The sequence below is a fragment of the Algoriphagus taiwanensis genome, from assembly GCF_036245645.1.
GTDB classification, from domain to species: Bacteria; Bacteroidota; Bacteroidia; order Cytophagales; family Cyclobacteriaceae; genus Algoriphagus; species Algoriphagus taiwanensis.
Map to the genome: position 1 here is coordinate 145,052 of NZ_BTPE01000009.1, position 20,343 is coordinate 165,394.

15 protein-coding genes are annotated in these 20,343 nt (G+C 45.3%); 6 read left to right on the forward strand and 9 right to left on the reverse strand.

The genetic code is table 11. The features are described 5' to 3' along the window. From trkA to AAA938_RS13505, 3 genes are all read right to left on the reverse strand, one after another. Nucleotides 1–1,347, reverse strand: coding sequence for a Trk system potassium transporter TrkA (gene trkA, locus AAA938_RS13495; protein ID WP_338229268.1), 1,347 nt, complete (start codon nt 1,345–1,347; stop codon nt 1–3). A gap of 142 nt (nt 1,348–1,489) precedes the next feature. After that, nucleotides 1,490–2,731 (reverse strand): DNA recombination protein RmuC, encoded by a 1,242-nt coding sequence (locus tag AAA938_RS13500; RefSeq protein WP_338229269.1) that lies wholly within the window; start codon nt 2,729–2,731, stop codon nt 1,490–1,492. Next, nucleotides 2,721–3,737 carry an alpha/beta fold hydrolase gene (locus tag AAA938_RS13505; RefSeq protein WP_338229270.1) on the reverse strand — a complete coding sequence of 339 codons (1,017 nt, stop codon included), beginning with the start codon at nt 3,735–3,737 and terminating at the stop codon, nt 2,721–2,723. The genes AAA938_RS13500 and AAA938_RS13505 overlap by 11 nt, the downstream gene beginning before the upstream one ends. 76 nt (nt 3,738–3,813) lie before the next feature. On the opposite strand from AAA938_RS13505, the gene AAA938_RS13510 reads away from it, so the two are divergent. After that, the gene (locus AAA938_RS13510) at nt 3,814–5,040 is read left to right on the forward strand and encodes an NRAMP family divalent metal transporter (protein WP_338229271.1); all 1,227 of its coding nucleotides are present in this window, start codon (nt 3,814–3,816) and stop codon (nt 5,038–5,040) included. A gap of 302 nt (nt 5,041–5,342) precedes the next feature. On the opposite strand, the gene ypfJ is transcribed toward AAA938_RS13510, so the two are convergent. Further along, complete coding sequence (ypfJ, locus tag AAA938_RS13515; protein ID WP_338229272.1) at nt 5,343–6,245, reverse strand: KPN_02809 family neutral zinc metallopeptidase; 903 nt, start codon at nt 6,243–6,245, stop codon at nt 5,343–5,345. Nucleotides 6,246–6,428: 183 nt separating this feature from the next. Between ypfJ and AAA938_RS13520 the strand changes: the two genes are divergently transcribed. Further along, nucleotides 6,429–7,178: a 3-keto-disaccharide hydrolase gene (locus AAA938_RS13520; protein ID WP_338229273.1), complete on the forward strand. Its 750-nt coding sequence runs from the start codon at nt 6,429–6,431 to the stop codon at nt 7,176–7,178. Nucleotides 7,179–7,248: 70 nt separating this feature from the next. Here the strand turns inward: AAA938_RS13520 and AAA938_RS13525 are convergent, their stop codons facing one another. Then, the gene (locus AAA938_RS13525; protein ID WP_338229274.1) at nt 7,249–9,087 is read right to left on the reverse strand and encodes a M1 family metallopeptidase; all 1,839 of its coding nucleotides are present in this window, start codon (nt 9,085–9,087) and stop codon (nt 7,249–7,251) included. Between the two features lie 168 nt (nt 9,088–9,255). Here AAA938_RS13525 and AAA938_RS13530 point away from each other — a divergent pair, with 168 nt between their 5' ends. Then, nucleotides 9,256–12,381, forward strand: coding sequence for a WD40/YVTN/BNR-like repeat-containing protein (locus tag AAA938_RS13530; protein WP_338229275.1), 3,126 nt, complete (start codon nt 9,256–9,258; stop codon nt 12,379–12,381). A gap of 161 nt (nt 12,382–12,542) precedes the next feature. After that, nucleotides 12,543–13,820, forward strand: a complete 1,278-nt coding sequence (locus AAA938_RS13535; protein ID WP_338229276.1) for an APC family permease — start codon at nt 12,543–12,545, stop codon at nt 13,818–13,820. Nucleotides 13,821–13,825: 5 nt separating this feature from the next. Here AAA938_RS13535 and AAA938_RS13540 read toward each other — a convergent pair whose 3' ends face one another. The 4 genes from AAA938_RS13540 to AAA938_RS13555 form a co-directional block, all read right to left on the reverse strand. Continuing rightward, nucleotides 13,826–14,302 carry a TspO/MBR family protein gene (locus AAA938_RS13540; protein ID WP_338229277.1) on the reverse strand — a complete coding sequence of 159 codons (477 nt, stop codon included), beginning with the start codon at nt 14,300–14,302 and terminating at the stop codon, nt 13,826–13,828. 71 nt (nt 14,303–14,373) lie between these two features. Continuing rightward, a complete protein-coding gene (locus tag AAA938_RS13545; protein WP_338229278.1) occupies nt 14,374–14,823 on the reverse strand; it encodes a DinB superfamily protein in 450 nt (149 codons plus the stop codon). Next, on the reverse strand, nt 14,823–15,650 hold the full coding sequence (locus AAA938_RS13550) for an N-acetylmuramidase domain-containing protein (RefSeq protein ID WP_338229279.1): 828 nt from the start codon (nt 15,648–15,650) through the stop codon (nt 14,823–14,825). The genes AAA938_RS13545 and AAA938_RS13550 overlap by 1 nt, the downstream gene beginning before the upstream one ends. A gap of 83 nt (nt 15,651–15,733) precedes the next feature. Next, complete coding sequence (locus tag AAA938_RS13555; protein ID WP_338229280.1) at nt 15,734–17,098, reverse strand: DEAD/DEAH box helicase; 1,365 nt, start codon at nt 17,096–17,098, stop codon at nt 15,734–15,736. A gap of 176 nt (nt 17,099–17,274) precedes the next feature. Here AAA938_RS13555 and AAA938_RS13560 point away from each other — a divergent pair, with 176 nt between their 5' ends. Together AAA938_RS13560 and AAA938_RS13565 are read left to right on the forward strand one after the other, a co-directional pair. Then, nucleotides 17,275–18,336 carry a carboxypeptidase-like regulatory domain-containing protein gene (locus AAA938_RS13560; RefSeq protein WP_338229281.1) on the forward strand — a complete coding sequence of 354 codons (1,062 nt, stop codon included), beginning with the start codon at nt 17,275–17,277 and terminating at the stop codon, nt 18,334–18,336. A gap of 99 nt (nt 18,337–18,435) precedes the next feature. Beyond that, a complete protein-coding gene (locus AAA938_RS13565; RefSeq protein WP_338229282.1) occupies nt 18,436–20,304 on the forward strand; it encodes a gamma-glutamyltransferase family protein in 1,869 nt (622 codons plus the stop codon). The last annotated feature ends 39 nt before the right edge of the window (nt 20,305–20,343 follow it).

Below are 20,343 nucleotides of genomic sequence, written 5' to 3' on the forward strand. Positions count from 1 at the left end.
TTAATGAAAGAGCTTTTCCAAAGTTTGCTTGGCCTCAGGCAATGCCAAGACGATAGCTTTATCATCCATGTGAAGGGTAAACTCCCCATCCGGAATAAATACATTTTCCCCTCGGATCACTCCGGCCACAATAGCCGTAGACGGAAAATGGAGGTCTTTTAGAGGATGCTTGGTAAGACGATTATTTTTGGAAACGCTGTATTGGATAAATTCGGCGTCCACTCCATAAATCCCTGATACCGCATCCACTTTCCCCTTTCTCAGGTATCGGGTGATTTCATTGGCTGCCACCAGCTTTTTATTGATCAGAGAATCCACCCCGATGCTGTGTGAGATATGGATATATTCCCTTGTATCCACGTGGGCAATGGTTTTATATACCCCGTGATTTTTAGCCGAAAGACTGGTAATGATATTGGTTTCCGAAGATTCGGTCAGTGCTAAAAAGGCATCCATTTGCTCCAATCCCTCTTCCACCAGTAATTCGATGTTTTTATAATCTCCATTGATCACCAGCGTATCCGGAAGCCGTTCGGCAAGCCATTTGCACCTTTCCTTGTCATTATTGACCAAAGTGATCCTATAGTCTCCCTGAAGACGGATAGCCGTGGTCACAGCCATGTCATCGCCACCAATGATCATGATGTTTTTGATCCGGACCTTTTTCTGACCCAAGGCTTCAATGATACTTTCCGTGTTTTTCTTGTGGGAGATAAAAAATGCGTGATCATTGTTTCGAATAATCGTACTTCCTCGGGGGATAATCGTCTTTTGGTCCCTTACGATGGCAATGATCCGAATGTCCTCATAAGTGGGATCCTCTTTGGTGTCCATTATCCGCTGATTGACCAAAGGACTGTATTGGTCCAAAGTAATCCCAACAATGTTCAGCTTGCCCCCACCAAAGTCAAAAACCTCCGTAAAACTCGAGTTTTCGATCATCTTGGCAATCTCCTGAGAACAAAGCATGGTAGGAGAAATCAAGTTGTCGATTCCAAGATTATTGAAGTAGGGGACATTTTCTTCTTTCAGATACGTGTGATTTCTCACCCTTGCCATCACTCGCTTTGCCCCTAATTGCTTGGCCAAAACCGCCGTGACCAAGTTGGTCTTTTCCGAAGTGGTGACCGCCAAGACCATGTTTGCATTTTGGACATTGGCCTGATCGAGCACGTCAAGAGAGGTTGCATCTCCCTGAACGGTCATTACGTCCAGTTTGGAGGCCACATAATCCAAAACATTCCGGTCGGTATCAATGAGGGTGATGTCCTTATTGTCGAAACTTAATCGCTCGGCTAGGTGGTAACCCATGTCCCCAGCCCCGGCGATTACAATGTTCATTCCCATGTAGGTAGCGTGAGTGAATTGAGGGACAAAATTAAATTCTTTTGGCAGTGAAACATGGAATTCAGTGTTTTTCTTTTTACCAATTCCACGAATTATTCCATATCAATCTTCGATCCCAAATCCCGATTCCGGACAGGATTTGTTATTCATCCAGCAGGTTTTGGCTTTCTGAATCAGGTAGCTCTTGCACCTCTTTCAGCTTCCTTTGGATCACCCGAGTCCTTACCCCGACTAGTTTGTCCAGCTCAGAATTGGCTTCACTGAGCTTCTTCTGGGTTTTTTCGAGCAGGTCGCCAAATTTTCCAAACTCGTTTTTGATCGCTCCTAGTATCTGCCAAACTTCCGAACTTCTTTTTTGGATGGCAAGAGTTTTAAAACCCATCTGAAGGGAGTTTAAAATCGCCGAAAGTGTGGTCGGTCCTGTCACGATCACCTTGTATTCCTGCTGAATCTGCTGTGCCAATCCCGGTTCACGAAGTACCTCCGCATAGAGGCTTTCCATGGGAAGAAAAAGCAGGGCAAAATCAGTGGTTGCCGGAGGATGAATGTACTTGTTTTGAATATCCGCCGCCGACTTTTTGACCGCTTTCACCAACTCCAGTCGAAAAGCGTCGATGCTGATTTTATCTCCTGTCTCGTAGGCATCAACCAGTCTCAGATAAGATTCCTGAGGAAATTTGGAATCAATCGGCAAAAGAACCATTTCGTCCTGCCCGGGCATTTTCACGGCAAACTCCACCCGCTCTCGAGAGCCGTTGACCGAGGCATTGGAAAGAAATTGGTCCGGAGAAAGCATATTTTCCAAAATCGCCTGAAGTTGATATTCCCCCAATACCCCACGGTTTTTTACATTGCTCAAAACCCGCTTGAGATCTCCTACCCCATTGGCCAAGTGCTGCATCTCTCCCAGGCCTTTTTGCACAGCTTGTAGCTGATTGCTTACCAATTCAAAAGATTGTCCCAACCGGGTTTCCAGCGTTTTCTGCAACTTCTCATCCACTGTCTCCCGGATTTTTTCCAGTCGGGTCTCCGTATTTCTCACCAACTCCTCCTGCCTTCTGTTGAGCTCAGAAAACTTCTCCCGCTGCATCTCCTGCAGGTCTCTCATACTTTGCCGGACAGTATCCCCGAATAGCCGCAAAGCCTCACTTTGATCCTTTGCTCCTGCCCTTTGAGACTCAAAAACCAGCTGGAATTGCTGAGTCAATCGTTCGGAAACCTCCTTTCTGTTTTCCTGGAGGGAAAAAGTCAGTTCCTTGGTTATTTTGGAAAATTCCTCTGAAAGCACCTGCTTCTGATTTTCTCCTCCTTTTTTAAAAAAGAGAAAGAAAAGAAGCAAAACCTGAAGCAGGAGAACCAGATAAATCAAGTATTCAATCGGCATATACCATTTGTTTAGGTGGATCAAGGTAGTTTTTTCTAACCTCCACCCCTAAAAATGACAGGTATTCCGCGACAGATTCTGTCGGTATTTCTTCCATGGGCACATGTCCTGCATCCGGAAAAACGATCAGGTTGGCCCCTGGAATGGCTTTTTCCAATTGCTGTCCCTGAGAAAAAGGAATCCAAGTGTCCTTTGCACCCCAAAGGATCAAAGTCGGCATGGTCAGTCTCTCAAAATCAATCGTGGACCTTCTGCCTTGGGTCATTCTATCCATGGTGGCTTGTCGGTTTCCTTCCCGAAGCATCAATTCATAGTATCTGTCCACCACTGTAGAAGAAACTTTGGAATCATCCCCATATACTTCCTTCATATTCATGGCAAAAAGGAACTTTGGAGTGCACTTGAGTAAGATTTTGGAAAAAACCGGGTTTTCGATCAGTTTGAAAATCCAGGCACCTCCACCTCTGTTGGTAATAGGAATAGAATCCAGACTTCTCACCTCCCTCCTCGGGGCACCTGAAGCATCGATGAGATTCAGGGAAAGAACTTTGTCCGGACGATTGGATGCAATATTCAGGGCCACTGCCCCACCCATGGAATTCCCCGCCAAGTGAAACTTGGAAATATTCAGCTTTTCAGCCAACCTCATCACCAAATGACTGTAATCCTCGATGGTATATCGCTTCAATTCATCCGGTCCGGTCAATCCATGTCCCGGAAAATCCAAGGAGATTGTCATGAAATAAGGACTCAACTCCTGCTGCCAAATATCCCAGGTATGCAAAGAGGAAAAACTTCCGTGAAGAAGGAAAATGGGTTCACCATCCCCCAAAAACCGAACATGCACATTGACTCCGTCGATTTCTATGAAGTGGGATTGAGGGGTTGCGTATTTGGTATTGATCTCCTCAGCCGAGATATCTCCCCGGTAAAGAAGTGCCAGAAAAAACACCAAAGCCAAAATGAGAACGGCTAAAACTTTTGAAATCCTAGAAATCCACTGCATGCACTATTTTCTTTAAGAGGTATAACAATTCCTACAAAAAATCTTCCCAATTCTCTATTTTCCCAAAAAATCTGATTTGAAACTCAAAGACCTCCTGAAAAAAATCGGTCCCGGCCCTCTGGTCACTGCTGCTTTTATCGGTCCGGGAACAGTCACTGTCTGTACCCTGGCGGGGATTCAGTTTGATTATACCCTGCTGTGGGCCTTGGGATTGAGTTTGGTAGCCACACTTTACCTTCAGGAAATTTCCGGCCGACTGGGATTGATTACCCGCATGGATTTGAGTGAATTATTGAAAAATCAATCCCAAAATCAAATCTTCAAAATCTTCTCCCTGATTTTGGTTTTTCTGGCCATTGGCTTGGGAAATGCCGCTTACGAAGGAGGAAATCTTACCGGTGCCAATTTGGGTTTGGGCGTCTTTTGGGAAGCTCCGGTTTGGAAAATGGGCTCTCTCACGATCCAAACAGGCGCGTTGCTTTTTGGGGCAGTGGCATTTTTTCTCCTTTGGTCTGGAAATTACAAAGCGCTGGAAAAAGTGCTGATTGCCTTAGTCATCTTGATGTCTTTGGCATTCCTCTTCGCAGCTGGCCTGACCCGGCCGGATTGGTTGGCTGTATTCTCAGGATTTGTCCCTGTGTTTGATTCGGAAAAGCTCCCCACCATAGTGGCTTTGATTGGGACTACTGTAGTTCCTTACAATCTTTTTCTCTATGCCAGCCTCGCCAAAAACAAGTGGAATAAACCAAGTGAAATTGGTCCCATGCGATGGGATATCAGTATGGCTGTGATATTGGGTGTGGGCGTATCGATGAGCATTCTTATTGTAGGTGTGGTAAATCCTGTCAACGAACTCCAAACCGCTTCGGATATCGCACAGGGACTCAGCGGAGTTTTTGGGAAATTTGCTTCTTTTCTGATGGGATTTGGTCTGATGGCAGCCGGATTGACCTCTACCATTACCGCCCCTTTGGCAGGAGGATTGGTGATTTGTGGTTTGCTGGGAAAAAGTCAGGAAATCCAATCCACTTCTATGAGACTCAGCATGGGGAGTATTTTAGTGCTGGGAGTGGTGGTTTCATCTCTTGGAGTTCGGCCATTTTACTTGATTACTCTAGCCCAACTCGCGAATGGAATTCTTTTACCCATCATCAGCGGCTGGCTGATTTGGGCAGGAAGTCAAAGCCGCTTTTTGGGAAATCAAGTGAATTCCAAAGCTTGGACCTTGTTTGGCTTTTTGATTTGGGTCCTTACCCTGGTTTTGGGCTTAAAAAGTCTCGGGTCTGTTTTGGGATGGTTTTGAAGTTAGGAAAAGGAAATGCCAAGCTCTAGAATTTAATTACGAATTACGAGGTACGATTTACGAGATGAAATCGAACTTCAGACTTTATTTTTTCTCTTTAAACCATCGGTCTGTTTTATTTACGAAGGGCGATTTACGATTTACGACCTTAACCGAAACCTTTACTTTAGCTATTCCAGTTTAAACTTTTCACTAAAGAAATTCCAACCGAGATCTCCTCCGACAGCGGTCATCCAACACCGGACATCCGACTTCCGACATCTGACATCCGACATCAGATCCGACATTAATCCTCCTCTTCTTTACAGCTCTTTCGCCTGAAACGTATTCCCCTGACTTAGATCCCCCGTTTCAAATCCCCTTTTGAACCATCTCATCCGCTGGGCAGAAGTCCCATGGGTAAATGAATCCGGCACCACTCTTCCTGTAGCTTGTTTTTGAAGTCTGTCGTCGCCAATGGCATTAGCAGCATTGAGGGCTTCTTCCAAGTCACCCGCCTCCATCATGGCTGATGATCTTTGGCTGTGATGTGCCCATACGCCCGCCAAGAAATCCGCCTGCAACTCCAGTCTGACTGAATTTTCGTTGTATTCCTTTTGGCTTACTTTTCCCCTCAGGCTATGCACCTCATCGGTGATTCCCATGATTTTCTGAATATGATGTCCTACTTCATGGGCGATGACATAAGCATAGGCAAAGTCTCCTCCTGCGCGAAGTTTGGTTTCCATATCCTGAAAGAAACTCAGATCGATGTATAGCTTTTCATCCGCAGGGCAGTAAAATGGACCTGTAGCAGCACTGGCATTTCCGCAGGCAGAAGAGACCGCCCCGGTGAATAGCACCAAGGTGGGTTCCCGATAATTATCCAAAAGCTGATTCCATACATCCTCCGTATCCGCGAGAATGGTTGCTGCAAAAGCAGCCATCTCTTCCTCCTCAGCAGTTGGAGTATAGCTGGTCTCAGTGGTGAACCCCTGTCCACCACCTCCACCCAAGAGCCCTCCCAAAAGACTGAGAGGATTGGTTCCGGTGAAAACAGAGAAGGCAATGAACAGACCGATGATGACTAATCCAGTCTTCGAAAATAGGATTTTCAATAAAGGACCTAAGAGCAAGGGGTTGATTCCGCCTCCACCACCTCGTGGACCTGCTTGACCTCTCCGGTCATCAATATTTGAGCTTTGCCTTCTACCTTGCCATTTCATGATGTGTGCTGTTTTCGTAAGGAAAAATGAATCAATCCTACCCTTTTTCCAAAGACAATTTGGCTTCTGTTTTTGCCTCTTGTCGGAAATCCTGTTTGATTTCTGATAAATTTAAAGAAATTGACGAGGTGTTGAAATCAACACTAAGTTTTGATCGCTCAAAATCCAAAATCAATCAAACCCATGAACCTAAAATTTCTATCTTCAACGCTCATCTTATTCATTGGAGCTATCACTTTAGGAGTGGCTCAAGAAGCCTCCTACCTCGGAACCCCAGCACCCAAAGGAGCCAAAGTTTATCTGGATGGTACGGCAAAGTCTCTGCATAAAAACTGGAAATACTGGGAGGGCCCTCGATTTTCTGCAGAAATGCCCATCAAATGGGCTGAGGTAATTGACCCGGTAGATGGAAAGCCGGCCATTTCCTCCAATGACCCTTCCGGTGCAGGAGGAAAATACGGTGCGGCAGATATTGTGACCAAGGACGAGTTTCGGGATTTTGAGGCTCATGTGGAGTTTTTGGTGAATAATGAAGGCGGCAACAGCGGAGTTTATCTTCAAAACCGATATGAAATCCAAATTCTCGATGGGGATTACGGACTCCATGGCATGGCCGCAGTGATCAATGAGCATTTGCCTACCCAAAAAGTGTACAACGGAGTCGGCAAATGGAATGCCTATGATATTCAATTCCGAGCAGCCCGATTCGAAAATGGAAAGCTTACCGAAAAAGCGAGAGTGACTGTCGTTTTCAACGGAGTGAAAATTCACGACAATGTGGAGATCCAACAAGTTTGGGGAGGTCCCAATTCCGGAATTGACGGAGGAAATGATGGTGGAAAAGGCATCACCGATACTCCGGGCGGACTCAAGTTACAGGCAGAAGGACACGAGGTGCTTTACCGAAATATTTGGATCAAACCTTTGAAATAGTTCTTTTCTAATCCAAAAAGAAACGGCGACCTGAAATCTCAAGTCGCCGTTTTTTTATGGAAAGTCCCTATTAAAACTCCACCTTATTGTTTTCCTGCTGCACATCCGCCAATCGCTTGGAGGGATCAATTTCCACAGATTTGATCGTGCTGAATGGCTTAGAAATAATAAGGGACTTGGTCAGGTTGGTCCATGGCCAGGTTTCCGTATGAATTCGCTGTGGAGTAAAGGACTCCTGAGCTTTTTCACCTCTCATGATCACTAAGGGTAGGTAAACAGATTCTTGAGAACCGTCCTTGTAGGTAATCACCAAATCAATAGGCATTGGCATCAGTCCGATTCTTTCCAAAGTAATCTCCGTGTTATTTCCATTTGCCTTTACTTCTTTGACCGCATAGTCGATCTTCTTGGTGGTGTAAACAAAGTACTCCTTGTACCAATCCAATTCGATACCGCTTTCCTTTTCCATCACACGAATCAGGTCATTGAAATTCGGATGCTTAAACTGCCAAGTATCCCAATAGCGAAGCAATCCTCGATTTCTTACTTCTTCCCCCAATACGTAGCCCAATTGAGCCAAGAAAACTGCTCCTTTGGAATAGGCCGCCGAACCGTAAGCCTGATTGGTGTGGTAGTGGTCAGAATGGGTAGACATGGGTTCTTCCAAACCAGAAAGTGCCAATCGGTAATAGCCGGCATAAGAACCCCGCTGTGGATTGGCACTAGCCTGGAAGATGTTAGCCATAGCCAAATTAGTAGCATAAGATGTAAAGCCTTCATCCATCCATGGATAAAGGGATTCATTGGAAGCCAACACCCCATGAAACCAGCTGTGCGCCAGCTCATGAACCATCACTCCTACCAAACTTGGCAAAGAACGCTCTCCCGTCACCAAGGTAGACATCGCATACTCCATACCTCCGTCACCACCTTGGACTACAGAAAACTGCTTGTAGGGATACTGACCGAAGTTCTCAGAAAGGTAGTTGATCGCTTTAGGAGTGAATTCCTTCAGCTTTTCCCAGTTTTCAGTGGTCTTTGGTCCGGGGATGTAAAAATGGTGAACGGTGATTCCGTTTTCCATCTGCACTCTGTCGTGCTTGTATTTGGGATCAGCTCCCCACATGAAGTCGTGAACTTTAGGAGCTACAAAGTGCCAAGTAAGCGTATTGCCTTGAGGAGCGGGTACGGTGACGCCTTCGTCCTCGTATCCATGGCCGATTTCATTCGGGTTTTGCAAATAGCCCGTGCCACCTAGCACGTAGGTTTTGTCGATGGTGATTTTCACATCAAAGTCACCCCAAATTCCATAAAACTCCCGGCCAATGTAGGGGTTGGCATGCCAGCCTTGCTCGTCATAATTAGCCATTTTGGGATACCATTGAGACATGGAATAGCGAACACCTTCCTCACTGTCTCTTCCTGATCTTCTGATTTGCAAAGGCACCTGACCTTCAAATTCCATATCAAAAGTGACTGTGGTATTAGGAAGAATGGGCTCAGGCAAACTTACCTCCAGTATCGTTTCCACCTCTCTGAATTGAACCGGTTTTCCGTTCATGGTCAAGGACTTCGTATGGAGATATCCGATTTCATCAGGCTTTAGCTTTGAAATGCGGTCTCCCACTCTTCTGTCCGGATCAGCAATAGTTCTGGACCGGATATCCATCATGCTTCCAGGCTGGAAAGCATTGTAATACAAGTGATAAAAAACCCGGGTAAGTGTATCCGGAGAATTGTTGGTATAGGCCAGCTTCTGCTTTCCCTGATACTGATTGGAATTGACATCCATTGCTACTTCCATCTTGTAATCCACGGCTTGCTGAAAGCGGCCGGTTTGAGCGGAAAGCGGGCTGCCGATCACAAAAAGAAAAAGCCCCATCAAAGGCTTCATGAAATTCTTATGCATAACGGTATTCTTTTTTTTCGAAAGAAAAGGAAAAGAAATGCCTAACCCAAACCATCAGTCAAATTTTGAATCTTCTCCAAAAAGGCCAATTTTCCATTGAAATAAATTATTAGAGATAATTCAAGCCTTTTTGATTTAATTGAAGGCAAGAAAACCATCAGAAACCCTATGAAAAAAATCAGTTTATTGATTGTTCTGGCACTGTTCAGCTTGGGAATCCAAGCCCAACAGGTGGACATGGATTGGTTCAAGTCCATGAAAGCCAGAAGCATCGGTCCCGGTGCAATGAGCGGAAGAATCACCGCCATTGATGCCGTAGACGACAATCCTTCTATCATTTATGCCGGATCGGCTTCAGGCGGACTTTGGAAATCTACCTCCGGAGGAATCACTTGGGAACCCATTTTTGACAACGAGAAGGTGCACTCCATCGGGGCTATCTCCATCTATCAGAAAAATCCCAATATCATCTGGGTGGGTACCGGAGAAGGTAATCCGAGAAACTCACTCAATCTGGGCTATGGAGTCTATCGATCTCTGGATGCAGGTAAGACTTGGGAATTGATGGGATTGGAAAAAACGAGAGCCATTCACCGAATCATCGTCCATCCGGATGATCCCAATACCGTCTTTGTAGGAGCAATTGGTTCTCCTTGGGGTGAGCAGGAAGAACGAGGCCTCTACAAAACTACAGATGGGGGAAAAACCTGGTCCAAAATCCTCTACATCGACACCAAAACCGGAGTAGGTGAAATGATCATGGATCCAAATAACCCTAACAAGCTATTTGTCAACATGTGGCAGCACAGAAGATATCCTTGGTTTTTTGAATCAGGTGGAGAGTCTTCCGGTCTATATGTGACTCATGACGGAGGCGAAAACTGGAAAAAACTTACCGCTGAGGAAAATGGACTTCCAAAGGGAAATTTGGGAAGAATGGGCTTGGCAATTTCCAAGGCTAATAGCAATAAAATCTATGCTTTGATCGAGTCTTCTAAAAATGCCTTGTATGTATCTGAGGATGGGGGCAAAAAATTTTCCATGATCAACGACAAGGATGAAATCGGAGATCGGCCTTTCTACTATTTTGAGATTCATGCAGATCCCAAAAACGAAAACAGGCTCTACACGCTCTACTCCAGAGTTGGTATCACCGAAGACGGAGGAAAATCCTTCAGACAGCTTTTGGAATATCAGGGAGTGCATCCCGATCACCACGCTTGGTACATCAATCCCAATGATCCCAAACTGATGATTGACGGCAATGACGGTGGGTTGAACATCACCCGTGACGGAGGAAAGACTTGGTACTTTGCCGAAGGAATCCCTGTGGGGCAGTTTTATCACATCAATGTAGACAATGAGCTTCCTTACAATGTCTATGGAGGTATGCAGGATAACGGTTCGTGGACAGGTCCAGCCTATGTCTGGAGAGTAGACGGAATCAGAAACACATACTGGCAGGAAGTTTCCTTCGGGGACGGCTTCGACGTAGTTTCTCATCCGGCTGATTCCAGATATGGCTATACCATGTCTCAGGGAGGAAATGTGAGCCGATTTGACAAGCTTACCGGCCACAACCGATTTATCAAACCCACTCACCCGGATAAGGATGTATTCCTGAGATTCAACTGGAACGCAGCTATTGCCCAAGACCCGCATGACGTAAATACCGTGTATTACGCTTCTCAGTTCCTCCATAAGTCCACAGATTCCGGCGAGACTTGGGAGATCATTTCTCCGGACTTGACTACCAATGACTCTACCAAGCAAAGACAGCAACAGACCGGAGGTTTGACTTTTGATATCACAGGTGCTGAAAATCACACCACCATTCTGGCTATCGCTCCTTCCCCAGTTGACAAAAATGTGATATGGGTAGGAACAGATGACGGCAACCTTCAGCTGACTACCGACGGAGGAAAGTCTTGGACCAACCTGTCTTCCAAGCTACCCGGCTTGCCAAAGGCCTCCTGGATTCCTCAAGTGCAGGCTTCCAAGTACAATGCCGGCGAGGTTTGGGTGATTGCCAACAACTACCGAAACAATGACTTCAGCGCTTACGCGTACCACAGTGCTGATTATGGAAAAACCTTCACAAGAATTGTGGATGACAGCAAAGTGTGGGGCTATACCCTGTCTATTGTACAGGATACCGAAGTCCCTGAGTTGGTTTTCCTAGGCACTGAATACGGGCTTTATGTATCCTTTGACAAAGCCAAAACCTGGAACAAGTGGGAGCATGGATATCCTAAGGCAGTTTCTACCTATGATATGACCATTCAGGAAAGAGAAGCCGACTTGGTCATTGGCACTTTTGGCCGTGCCATTTATGTCTTGGATGATATCAGACCTTTGAGAGCTTTTGCGAAAAATGGAGGAAAAGCTCCATCAGGAAAAATCACGGCTTTTGCAGCTCCGGATGCCTATCAGGCTGTGATTCAGCGAGCACATGGAGAGCGATTTATGGCTGATGGAAAATATGCCGGAGAAAACAGAGAGTTTGGCGGCAGACTGAGCTTTTTCCTAAATGATGACAAAGAAAAACTGGATACAGTCACTGTAAAAATCTTCGATGCAGCTGGAGAGCAAATCAGAACCCTCAAAACAGTGCCTCAAAAAGGTGTGAACAGAATCACCTGGAATCTGGACAGAAAATCCACCGCAGATATGCCAGCCCGATCCGGAAGAAGATCAGGATTCTTTGAGCCTGGCGGCGGTGATGCTTTGCCAGGATTGTACAAAGTTGTATTCGAATATGGCGGAGAATCTTCGGAAACCTCTATCCAAGTCAATATGGACCCTAGAATCGAGTACCAACTGGCAGACCTAAAAGCCAAAGACGACTTCCTTAAAAAGCTCGAAGCTTTGAATACCGAGGTAAGCGAATCCACCAAAATGCTGGAAGATGCTCAAAAAGTCATTGACAAGGTCAATGCAATGATCAAGGATGTGGACACTGAGGAAGCAAAAGCCTTGGCAGATGCCACTAAAGAGATCAAGAAGAAATTGGATACAACAAGAGAAGCCTTCTATGGTCCTACCCGAGAAGGTCAGGGAATCGTAAGAAACCTTTACCCAACTACAATGACCCGTCAGTTTGCACCTAGAAGCTATGTGAATTCCAGCTTTGGAGCTCCAGGAAGCACTGAGGAGAGACTTTACAATCAGGCTAAAGAGTCTGCCGATGAAGCCATGGCTATTGTCAATGCTTTCATGAACGGAGACTGGAAGGCATATGAAGAAAAAGTAAAAGCCACGCCTATCGATTTGTTCGAGGTAGTTAAAAATTAATACCAACCTTAATCCAAAAAAAGCATCCGGACTACTTCGGATGCTTTTTTTAATTTATTTGGACTTACTTTCATAGAATAAGTTTTCCAATGCTCATTCTCCAAGGGAAATTGAAAAGTCTTCAATCTCCCTTGATTAAAATCATTTTAGATAGCCAAATCTTGAGTTACACCACCTCCAAAATCTCCTGGAAAACCGCAGCAGGATTGGTCATAGCCAATATGATTGGAACAGGCGTATTTACCAGCTTGGGCTTTCAGCTGGCGGAGGTTCAAAATACTTGGTCTATTCTCTTACTCTGGATTTTGGGTGGGGTAATGGCCTTGATCGGTGCTTTGGTCTATGCAGAATTGGGGACTCATTTCCGGAAGACCGGAGGAGATTACATTTTCCTTTCGGAGACCATCCACCCATCAGTCGGCTACTTGTATGCCTGGATTTCGCTTACTGTAGGTTTTTCTGCCCCGATAGCAATAGCAGCCATGGCGATGAACTTCTACCTCTCTCCCCTCTTTGGAGAGCAAATTTGGGTGGGGTTGTTTTTTCTTTTGGCTGTCCCTTTAGCCCATATTTTCTCCATCAGTCGCTCGGCTTGGATTCACGATTTGCTGACTTTGGTAAAGATCCTTTTCGTACTGGCCTTGATTGCTTTGGGAGTACTTTTCAGTTCGCAAGTGGAATCTTCCTCTCTTCTTTTCTCAGACAGCTGGAAAGGCGAATTCCTAGAACCTGGCTTTGCTGTTTCCCTGATTTATGTTTTCTACGCATACACCGGCTGGAATTCGGCAGCCTATATCACCGAAGAGGTAGACCAACCGGCAAAAAACCTACCTAAAGCACTGATTTGGGCTACTATGTTTGTGATGGGCGTATATATCCTGCTTCAGTTGGTTTTGCTCAAGCATGCCAGCTTAGGGCAGCTCACAGGTCAGGTGCAGGTAGCAGATATTGCCTTTGGAAATCTTTTTGGAGGAAAAGGTGCTTTGTGGGTGAGCTTTTTTATTGCTATCCAACTTATCGCCACGATATCAGGGTACAGTTGGGTAGGACCAAGAATTACCTATGCCATGGCGAGGGATTTCCGACTTTGGAAACCGCTTTCTCATCTCAATCCTCAGGGAATACCTGTAAGAGCTATTTTCCTGAATACAGCCATCAGCCTTTTGCTATTCCTCTCGGGATCTTTTGAGCAGGTGATGATTTATGCAGGATTTATCCTGCAATTGATGGGAACGATCACCGTCTATTCTTCACTGAAAATCAAAAAAGAAAACGGGTTTAAAACTCCATTTAAGCCAATTCCCCAGTACATCTATCTGATTTTCAGCACTTCGGTTTTGATTTACCTGTTTTGGAGTAGGCCTTGGGAAAGTTTGGCTGGGATTGGAATTCTGGTTTTGGGACTCCTTATTTTTTTGGCAGATAAAAGGACAAGCTGATTCGCTTACCTTCTTTCCATTCGCAACTGTCCCAAAATGATCATGGTGGCAAAAAAGGTCCAAGCAACGATTGGGAAAACAAAATAGGAAAGATTGGCTGAGAGATCTGAAACCATTCGCCCCACCCAAAGAGCAACCACAATCACCAAAATATTTCCTCCCAATCCAAACTTGAGTGCAGAAATACCGGTGAGTTTTTCCAGTCCTAGCGTGTAATACGCATAAGTAGCGCAAACCAAGGCGAGCAAAATCACCATCAGCGCCAGTCTGTCAGCATTGATCTGTAGTAGCTCGTATCTCAGATAGCCCAAGAGAAGAAACAAAAAGATCCAAACGATAGGTATAACAAATCCAGGAGGCTCAAACCAAAGCCTTCTTTTGGGCTCATTTCCCTCAAACCTCAATCCTAGAAAATAGGCAGGCACATTGGTCAAAAACAATATTCCCAAAAGAAGAAGAAGGTTGGCAAAAAGACTGTTCATTACCTTAAAGGTAAGGCATTAATTTTCCTTTGTTTACCTATTTCAACTTTTTATTGCAATTTTTAACTGTTTTATCCCGGATTTATCATCCTTCGATGATAATTTATTTGGCCTAGATGGTAATTGAAATGGCCATAAAGGTGAATAAGAAAGTAGCCCTGGCTCATCTCATACCCAAAAAAATGATGAGGGGATATTTTTTCCAGTTCCTGCGGATTCAGTTGGGTTAGCGAGCGACCTATTATTCCTTTTACCAGATCGATTTCGTCCAAGAGTTCTTTCCTAGGTATATCCCGGGCGCCAAACTCCCGCTCTCTATCTCTAGTGTAGGGAATATTACCCAAATCCAGCCCGACGAAAGCCTGAAGATTGCCCAGTAAATGTAAAGTGAGATTCCCTCCGGAATTGCTTGTCCCGGGAATGATCACCCAAAGATCTTCCTCCCTTGCATAAGCTTCTACTTCTTTTTTCAATCGGTCCAAATCCCTATGAAACAGAAGGTTAATTTCACTGAGCTTCATTATTGATTGAGGTATTTTTGGTAAGCATTAGCCAGCTTGATATCATACTTGTTCACATGATAGCTGGGACCGTTGTAGCATTTGGCAAACTTAGCCCAATCCTTGGTCTTGAGATGAGCAAGGCAACCAAAGACCGAAAGGTATTTGCCAAAGGCCTCGAGCTGATTCCGCTCGTGGATGTACATTTCATCCACGAAGGCCTGCACGGATGCATAGCCCAATTTGGTGGCATGAAAACCCATGATTTGGTAGCTTCCCCAAGATGCTGATGCCAAAGCGGCCTCTCTGACCCGAGGATCAGAAAGTAGATTGGCTGCTTTTTCCAACCGGTCATATTCCCTAGGTCCTCCGATGTAGTGAGAGCGAGTCCATTTGGAGTAGAGCACGTCGGCATTTGATGCATTAGCGAGCGAGGAAGGATCAATGCCCCTATCTCTAAGCTGTCTCCAGAAAATATGTCCCTCAAAGAGAATCTTGGGTCTACCATCGACAAAAAAACCTTTCCCGCTGCTTTCGACTTCATTGACTGCCTTGACCGCTGCCAGTTCTAGTTGGAAATTTGCCGCAAAATCAATCAAATCCTGCTCCCCGAGAAACTTGTCTTCGAGCTTTTTGGCAGGTTTGGTTTTTTCCATCAAAACAGTCCATGTCTTTACTCCTACTTTTCCGTCGTCTACGAGGCCGTTTTTTCGCTGAAAATCCTTTACGGCAGACTCTGTCATCTGCCCAAAATAGCCCGTACCGGGAATTTGATAGCCAAGCTTGCCAAGTAGTTCTTGAAGATAGGAGACAAACTCCCCTCTCGATCTGTATTTAAGTGTTTGCATGGGTTTATTGGTTTGATTAAAAAAAGAAAAGTACTCCAATTTACCTGAAGTACTTTACAAATCCGCAAACAATCCCCTGTAAATCAGGAATCAATTACATTTTTTCTATTTCCAAATCGGCTGGGTTTGGTGTCCGGCTTGGGCGATTCTGCCTGAGGAGCTGAAGGCTTTGGAGCAGTTGGCTTTGGCGCTTTTTCTGCATGGCTTCCTTCCGGTTTTGGACCTTTGGAGCCTTTGTTGAATGGTTTCTTTTTCTTCTTTTTCTTGAAAGACTTCTCTGCATCTCCGGATGATTTGGGGCTATCACCTGAATAGACAGGTCCCTCTCCCAACTCCTCAGGAAGAGGTATCTGAGTCACTTGCATGCCAATCAATCGCTCAATTCTGACAAACTTGTACTGATCCTTGGGATTCACAAAGGTAATGGCCTCCCCTTCTTTATCTGCGCGGGCAGTTCGACCTACTCTATGTACATAATCTTCCGGGTCAGAAGGTGTATCGTAATTGATTACCAATTCGATCCCGACAACATCGATTCCTCGGGAAATGATATCAGTACCTACCAAGATTTTGACCATCTTATTCTTGAAGGCAGACATGATTTTCTCCCGCTCCACTTGGTCTAGATCCGAGTGGAAAGCCTCCACATCAAAGCCTTTTCGAAGCACTTTGTAGAGGGCTTTTACTTTTTCTTTGGTCGAAGCGAAGATAATTACAGCTTCATACGCTTTCTGGGATAGGATTTTTCGTACCAGATCTTCCTTCTGAGTATCATAAACCGAATACATGGATTGGGTGACCCCCTCGGCGGTTTTGCCAATGGCTATTGAAATTTCCTCTGGCTTGTTCAAGATTTTCATGCTGAACTGCCGGATTTTTGGAGGCATGGTAGCAGAAAAAAGCACAGTCTGACGCCGTGTAGGCAGATAGTTGACGATTTTTAGAATATCATCAGAAAAGCCCATGTCCATCATCCGGTCAGCTTCATCGAGTACCAAATGTTCCAAAGTGGACAAGTCCATTTTACCCCCTGCCAGCAGAGCAATTAATCTGCCGGGTGTGGCTACTACGATCTCCGCTCCAGTTTCCAGAGCGCGCTTCTGCTGCTCCCAAACTACCCCGTCTCCCCCACCATAAATGGGAATGGAACTAATGCCAAGAAAATAGGCAAAGCCCTGAATCTGCTGATCTATCTGCAAAGCCAATTCACGGGTTGGAGCCAAAATAAGCGTATTCAGACTGTTAGAGCCTGACTTGGAAATTTTGTTAAGGATCGGAAGAATAAATGCGGCAGTTTTTCCGGTTCCGGTTTGAGCACAGGCAATCAGATCTTTGCCTTCCAAAATAACCGGGATCGCCTTTTCCTGAATGGGTGTGGGCTGTTCAAAACCCATCGCATCGAGGCCATCCTGAAGGTTTTCCTCGAATCCAAATGATTTAAAATTCAATGTTTGGTGATTTTATAAAAGATACTTGCAATAATGCCAAGCTCTTCAAATATAAGACCTTAAACGATAGAAAGCGAATTTACCTGTCTACCTCACCAAAATCGAGGGAAACATAAATCATTTCGCAACAATGAAGAGTTTACCTTATATTCCCCTATCCAAAGAAATCTGAATTCATGTACTACCGCACCCTACGATATTACTTATTACTAATGATGGTTTTGACTTTGCCCTTAGTCACTGCGGGTCAAAATTTTTCTATCAAGGGAAGACTGATAGATTCTCAAACAGAGGAAACCTTGGGAGGAGCATCCATAGTTCTCCGAAACACCCCTACGGGAGTTCAGAGCAATTCAGCGGGTGGATTTATTCTTGAAAATGTGATGGCCGAAAAATACACCTTGGCGATCAGCTTGCCGGGGTACAACATCCAAGAGAAAATCATCATTTTGGACAAAGACATAGACCTCGATGTCATCCGGATGGTCAAGTTTGGAAGTGAGGGTACAGGAGCAGCATTACAAAAAACCATTCGTTCAGCCAATGTGAGCCGTCTTTTGGTCGAAAGACCCAATTTCATCGGGGGAAATATGTTCTACGGTATCCCGCCAGAACCCAAAGAAGTGGTAGGAAATTTTTACCTCGATACCAAATGGAACCTCGCCTCTATCCTACTCTATCGTGATCAACAGGTGCTGGAAGGCTTCAGAGTGAGGTACAATATCAATTCCAATATGTTTGAGATGATGGAACCGGAAAACAACCTGGTCTCTGTAATGCCCGGCTTGAGGATTCAAAACATTGTCTGGATGGATAGCTCCTACAAGGTCCCAAGGTATTTTGTCAATGGGATGGATTTTAAAGAAGATGGAGTGCCTATTTCCGGATTTTTTGAGGTATTGGTGGAAGGGAAGCTTCCTTTGATGAGAAGAACCATGGCGGTATTCAAAGAGTCCAACTACAATACCGCCCTGATGGTCGGCAACCGAAACGATGAGATTATCAAAAGGAATGTCTATTACTATTTGATGGGAAAAGATCTTTTCGAAGTACCAAAGAAAAGGAAAGACCTCTTTCAGATATTTGGAGACAAGGCCGAGGAAATGGAAAAATTCGTAGAAGAAAACTCTCTCAATCTCAAGGAGAAAAGTACCATTTTCCAGCTATTCACCCATTACAATGCCCAATACCCCGGCTTTGTACCGATTATGACCCAACTTCTCGATGAGTCGGATTAAAATCCAAAACAGGCCGGGCAATCATTAATACCGATTGGAAATCACCCTTTTCCCCGCCAGAAAAAACTGAAAACCCAAAGAATATCAACCCCAAACCTTATGAAAAAACTCTACCTATTGGCACTCTGCTGTCTGCCTTGGATGAGCCAAGCCCAAAATCTCCCGGGAATGGCCCCGGGATCCACTCCCAATGAAAAACCCATTCTTCATGGAAAAAACTGGGTAGCTATCACAGGAAAACCCCTTGCCGCGACAGCGGGAGCAGCTATTTTCCAACAAGGCGGAAATGCCGTGGATGCAGCCTGTGCGATGATTGCGGCGACTTCTACCATGTGGGATGTCCTATCTTGGGGCGGTGAGACCCAAGCGCTCATCTACCACCCTATTGAGAAAAAAGTCATCGCCATCAATGCCATGGGTTATGCTCCCACAGGAGCGACAGTGGACTTCTACAAATCCCAAGGAATGGATTATCCTCCTCAATTTGGGCCTTTGGCAGCGACCACACCGGGAACTCCCGGAGGTATCATGACTATGCTCGCTGAGTACGGTACGCTCAGCCTTGAACAAGTTCTGACCCCGGCCATGCAACTGGCCAAAGGCTATCCCATCGAAGCGCAAACTGCCAACGCCATAGAATCCGGCAAAGGCAGAATTAAGGAATGGCCTTACTCCAAAAAGGTGTTCTTGCCCCATTTGGGAGAGGAAAGAGAAGGTCCTTCTCCGGGAGAAATCTTCGTACAAGAGGATCTTTATCAGACCCTTTCCAAACTGGTAGAAGCGGAAAGAGCCGCGCTAAAAGCCGGCAAGTCCAGAAAAGAGGCCATCTATGCAGCGTATGACAGATTTTACAAAGGAGATATTGCAAAGGAAATCGTAAGAGGTACTCGGGAGCAAGGTGGTCTGTTCACAGAGGCAGATTTGGCCAATTGGAAAGTAAAAATCGAAGAACCGCTCCATGTCAATTACAAGGGAATCGACGTGTACAAACTTCAGGAATGGACTCAAGGTCCTGCCCTGCTTCAGTCCCTGAATATCCTGGAAAATTTTGACCTTAAGTCCATGGGCTACAATTCCGGTGAATACATCAATACAGTATATCAAGCCATGAGCTTGGCCTTTGCTGACCGGGATTTTTACTATGGAGACCCGGCATTTGTCAAATCACCCATGAAGGGTCTGCTGTCCAAAGAATACGCAAAGGAAAGAGCCAAACTCATCGGGGAAAAGAACGATCCCAAAATCACGGCAGGTGACCCCTATCCATTTCAGGGAGAAACCAATCCCTACCTCGATATCCTAAACAAAAACAAGGAAAAAATCACGGCTTTAGACCCTTCACAAGCCAACTCGACCCTTGATGAAACCTTCTTATCCGCATTCCAGAGCGGAACCACTTCTGTAGAAGCTGCCGATGCAGAAGGGTGGGTCGTCTCTGTCACTCCTAGCGGAGGATGGATTCCTGCAGTCATCGCAGGAAATACCGGAGTTGGACTTTCTCAGCGAATGCAAAGTTTTGTTTTGGATGAAAACCTGAATCCTTACAATCTCCCCGAACCGGGAAAAAGACCGAGGGTCACACTCACTCCAAGCTTAGCCATGAAAGACGGAAAGCCTTTCCTTGCCTTTGCTGTACAGGGAGGAGATTCTCAGGATCAAAACCTCCTACAGCTCTTTTTGAATATCGTGGAATTTGGAATGGATGTGCAGGAAGCCACGGAAGCCGCCAACTTCAATACCTATCAGATGCAAAGCAGCTTTGGGGACCACGAGATCAAACCCGGTGCAATTACTCTCAGGGAAGATACTCCCGAATGGATTCGAAAGGATTTGCTAAGACGGGGCTACAAAATGGATTTTTGGCCAAAAACATCAGGCCCGATCAATGCCATTTGGTTTGACTGGAAGCATGGCACATTCTGGGGAGGCTCCAGCAATTATGGAGATGACTATGGAATAGCCTGGTAAAAGAATCTAAAAAAAGAGGAGCAAGAAAAATTGCTCCTC

What these genes read in the sequence shown, in the direction of transcription:
- AAA938_RS13500 (WP_338229269.1), bottom strand. Translation starts at nt 2,731, where the DNA reads ATGCCGATTGAATACTTGATTTATCTGGTTCTCCTGCTTCAGGTTTTG.
- AAA938_RS13540 (WP_338229277.1), bottom strand. Translation starts at nt 14,302, where the DNA reads ATGAACAGTCTTTTTGCCAACCTTCTTCTTCTTTTGGGAATATTGTTT.
- AAA938_RS13545 (WP_338229278.1), bottom strand. Translation starts at nt 14,823, where the DNA reads ATGAAGCTCAGTGAAATTAACCTTCTGTTTCATAGGGATTTGGACCGA.
- AAA938_RS13565 (WP_338229282.1), top strand. Translation starts at nt 18,436, where the DNA reads ATGAAAAAACTCTACCTATTGGCACTCTGCTGTCTGCCTTGGATGAGC.
- AAA938_RS13550 (WP_338229279.1), bottom strand. Translation starts at nt 15,650, where the DNA reads ATGCAAACACTTAAATACAGATCGAGAGGGGAGTTTGTCTCCTATCTT.
- ypfJ (WP_338229272.1), bottom strand. Translation starts at nt 6,245, where the DNA reads ATGAAATGGCAAGGTAGAAGGCAAAGCTCAAATATTGATGACCGGAGA.
- AAA938_RS13520 (WP_338229273.1), top strand. Translation starts at nt 6,429, where the DNA reads ATGAACCTAAAATTTCTATCTTCAACGCTCATCTTATTCATTGGAGCT.
- trkA (WP_338229268.1), bottom strand. Translation starts at nt 1,347, where the DNA reads ATGGGAATGAACATTGTAATCGCCGGGGCTGGGGACATGGGTTACCAC.
- AAA938_RS13530 (WP_338229275.1), top strand. Translation starts at nt 9,256, where the DNA reads ATGAAAAAAATCAGTTTATTGATTGTTCTGGCACTGTTCAGCTTGGGA.
- AAA938_RS13525 (WP_338229274.1), bottom strand. Translation starts at nt 9,087, where the DNA reads ATGCATAAGAATTTCATGAAGCCTTTGATGGGGCTTTTTCTTTTTGTG.
- AAA938_RS13560 (WP_338229281.1), top strand. Translation starts at nt 17,275, where the DNA reads ATGTACTACCGCACCCTACGATATTACTTATTACTAATGATGGTTTTG.
- AAA938_RS13505 (WP_338229270.1), bottom strand. Translation starts at nt 3,737, where the DNA reads ATGCAGTGGATTTCTAGGATTTCAAAAGTTTTAGCCGTTCTCATTTTG.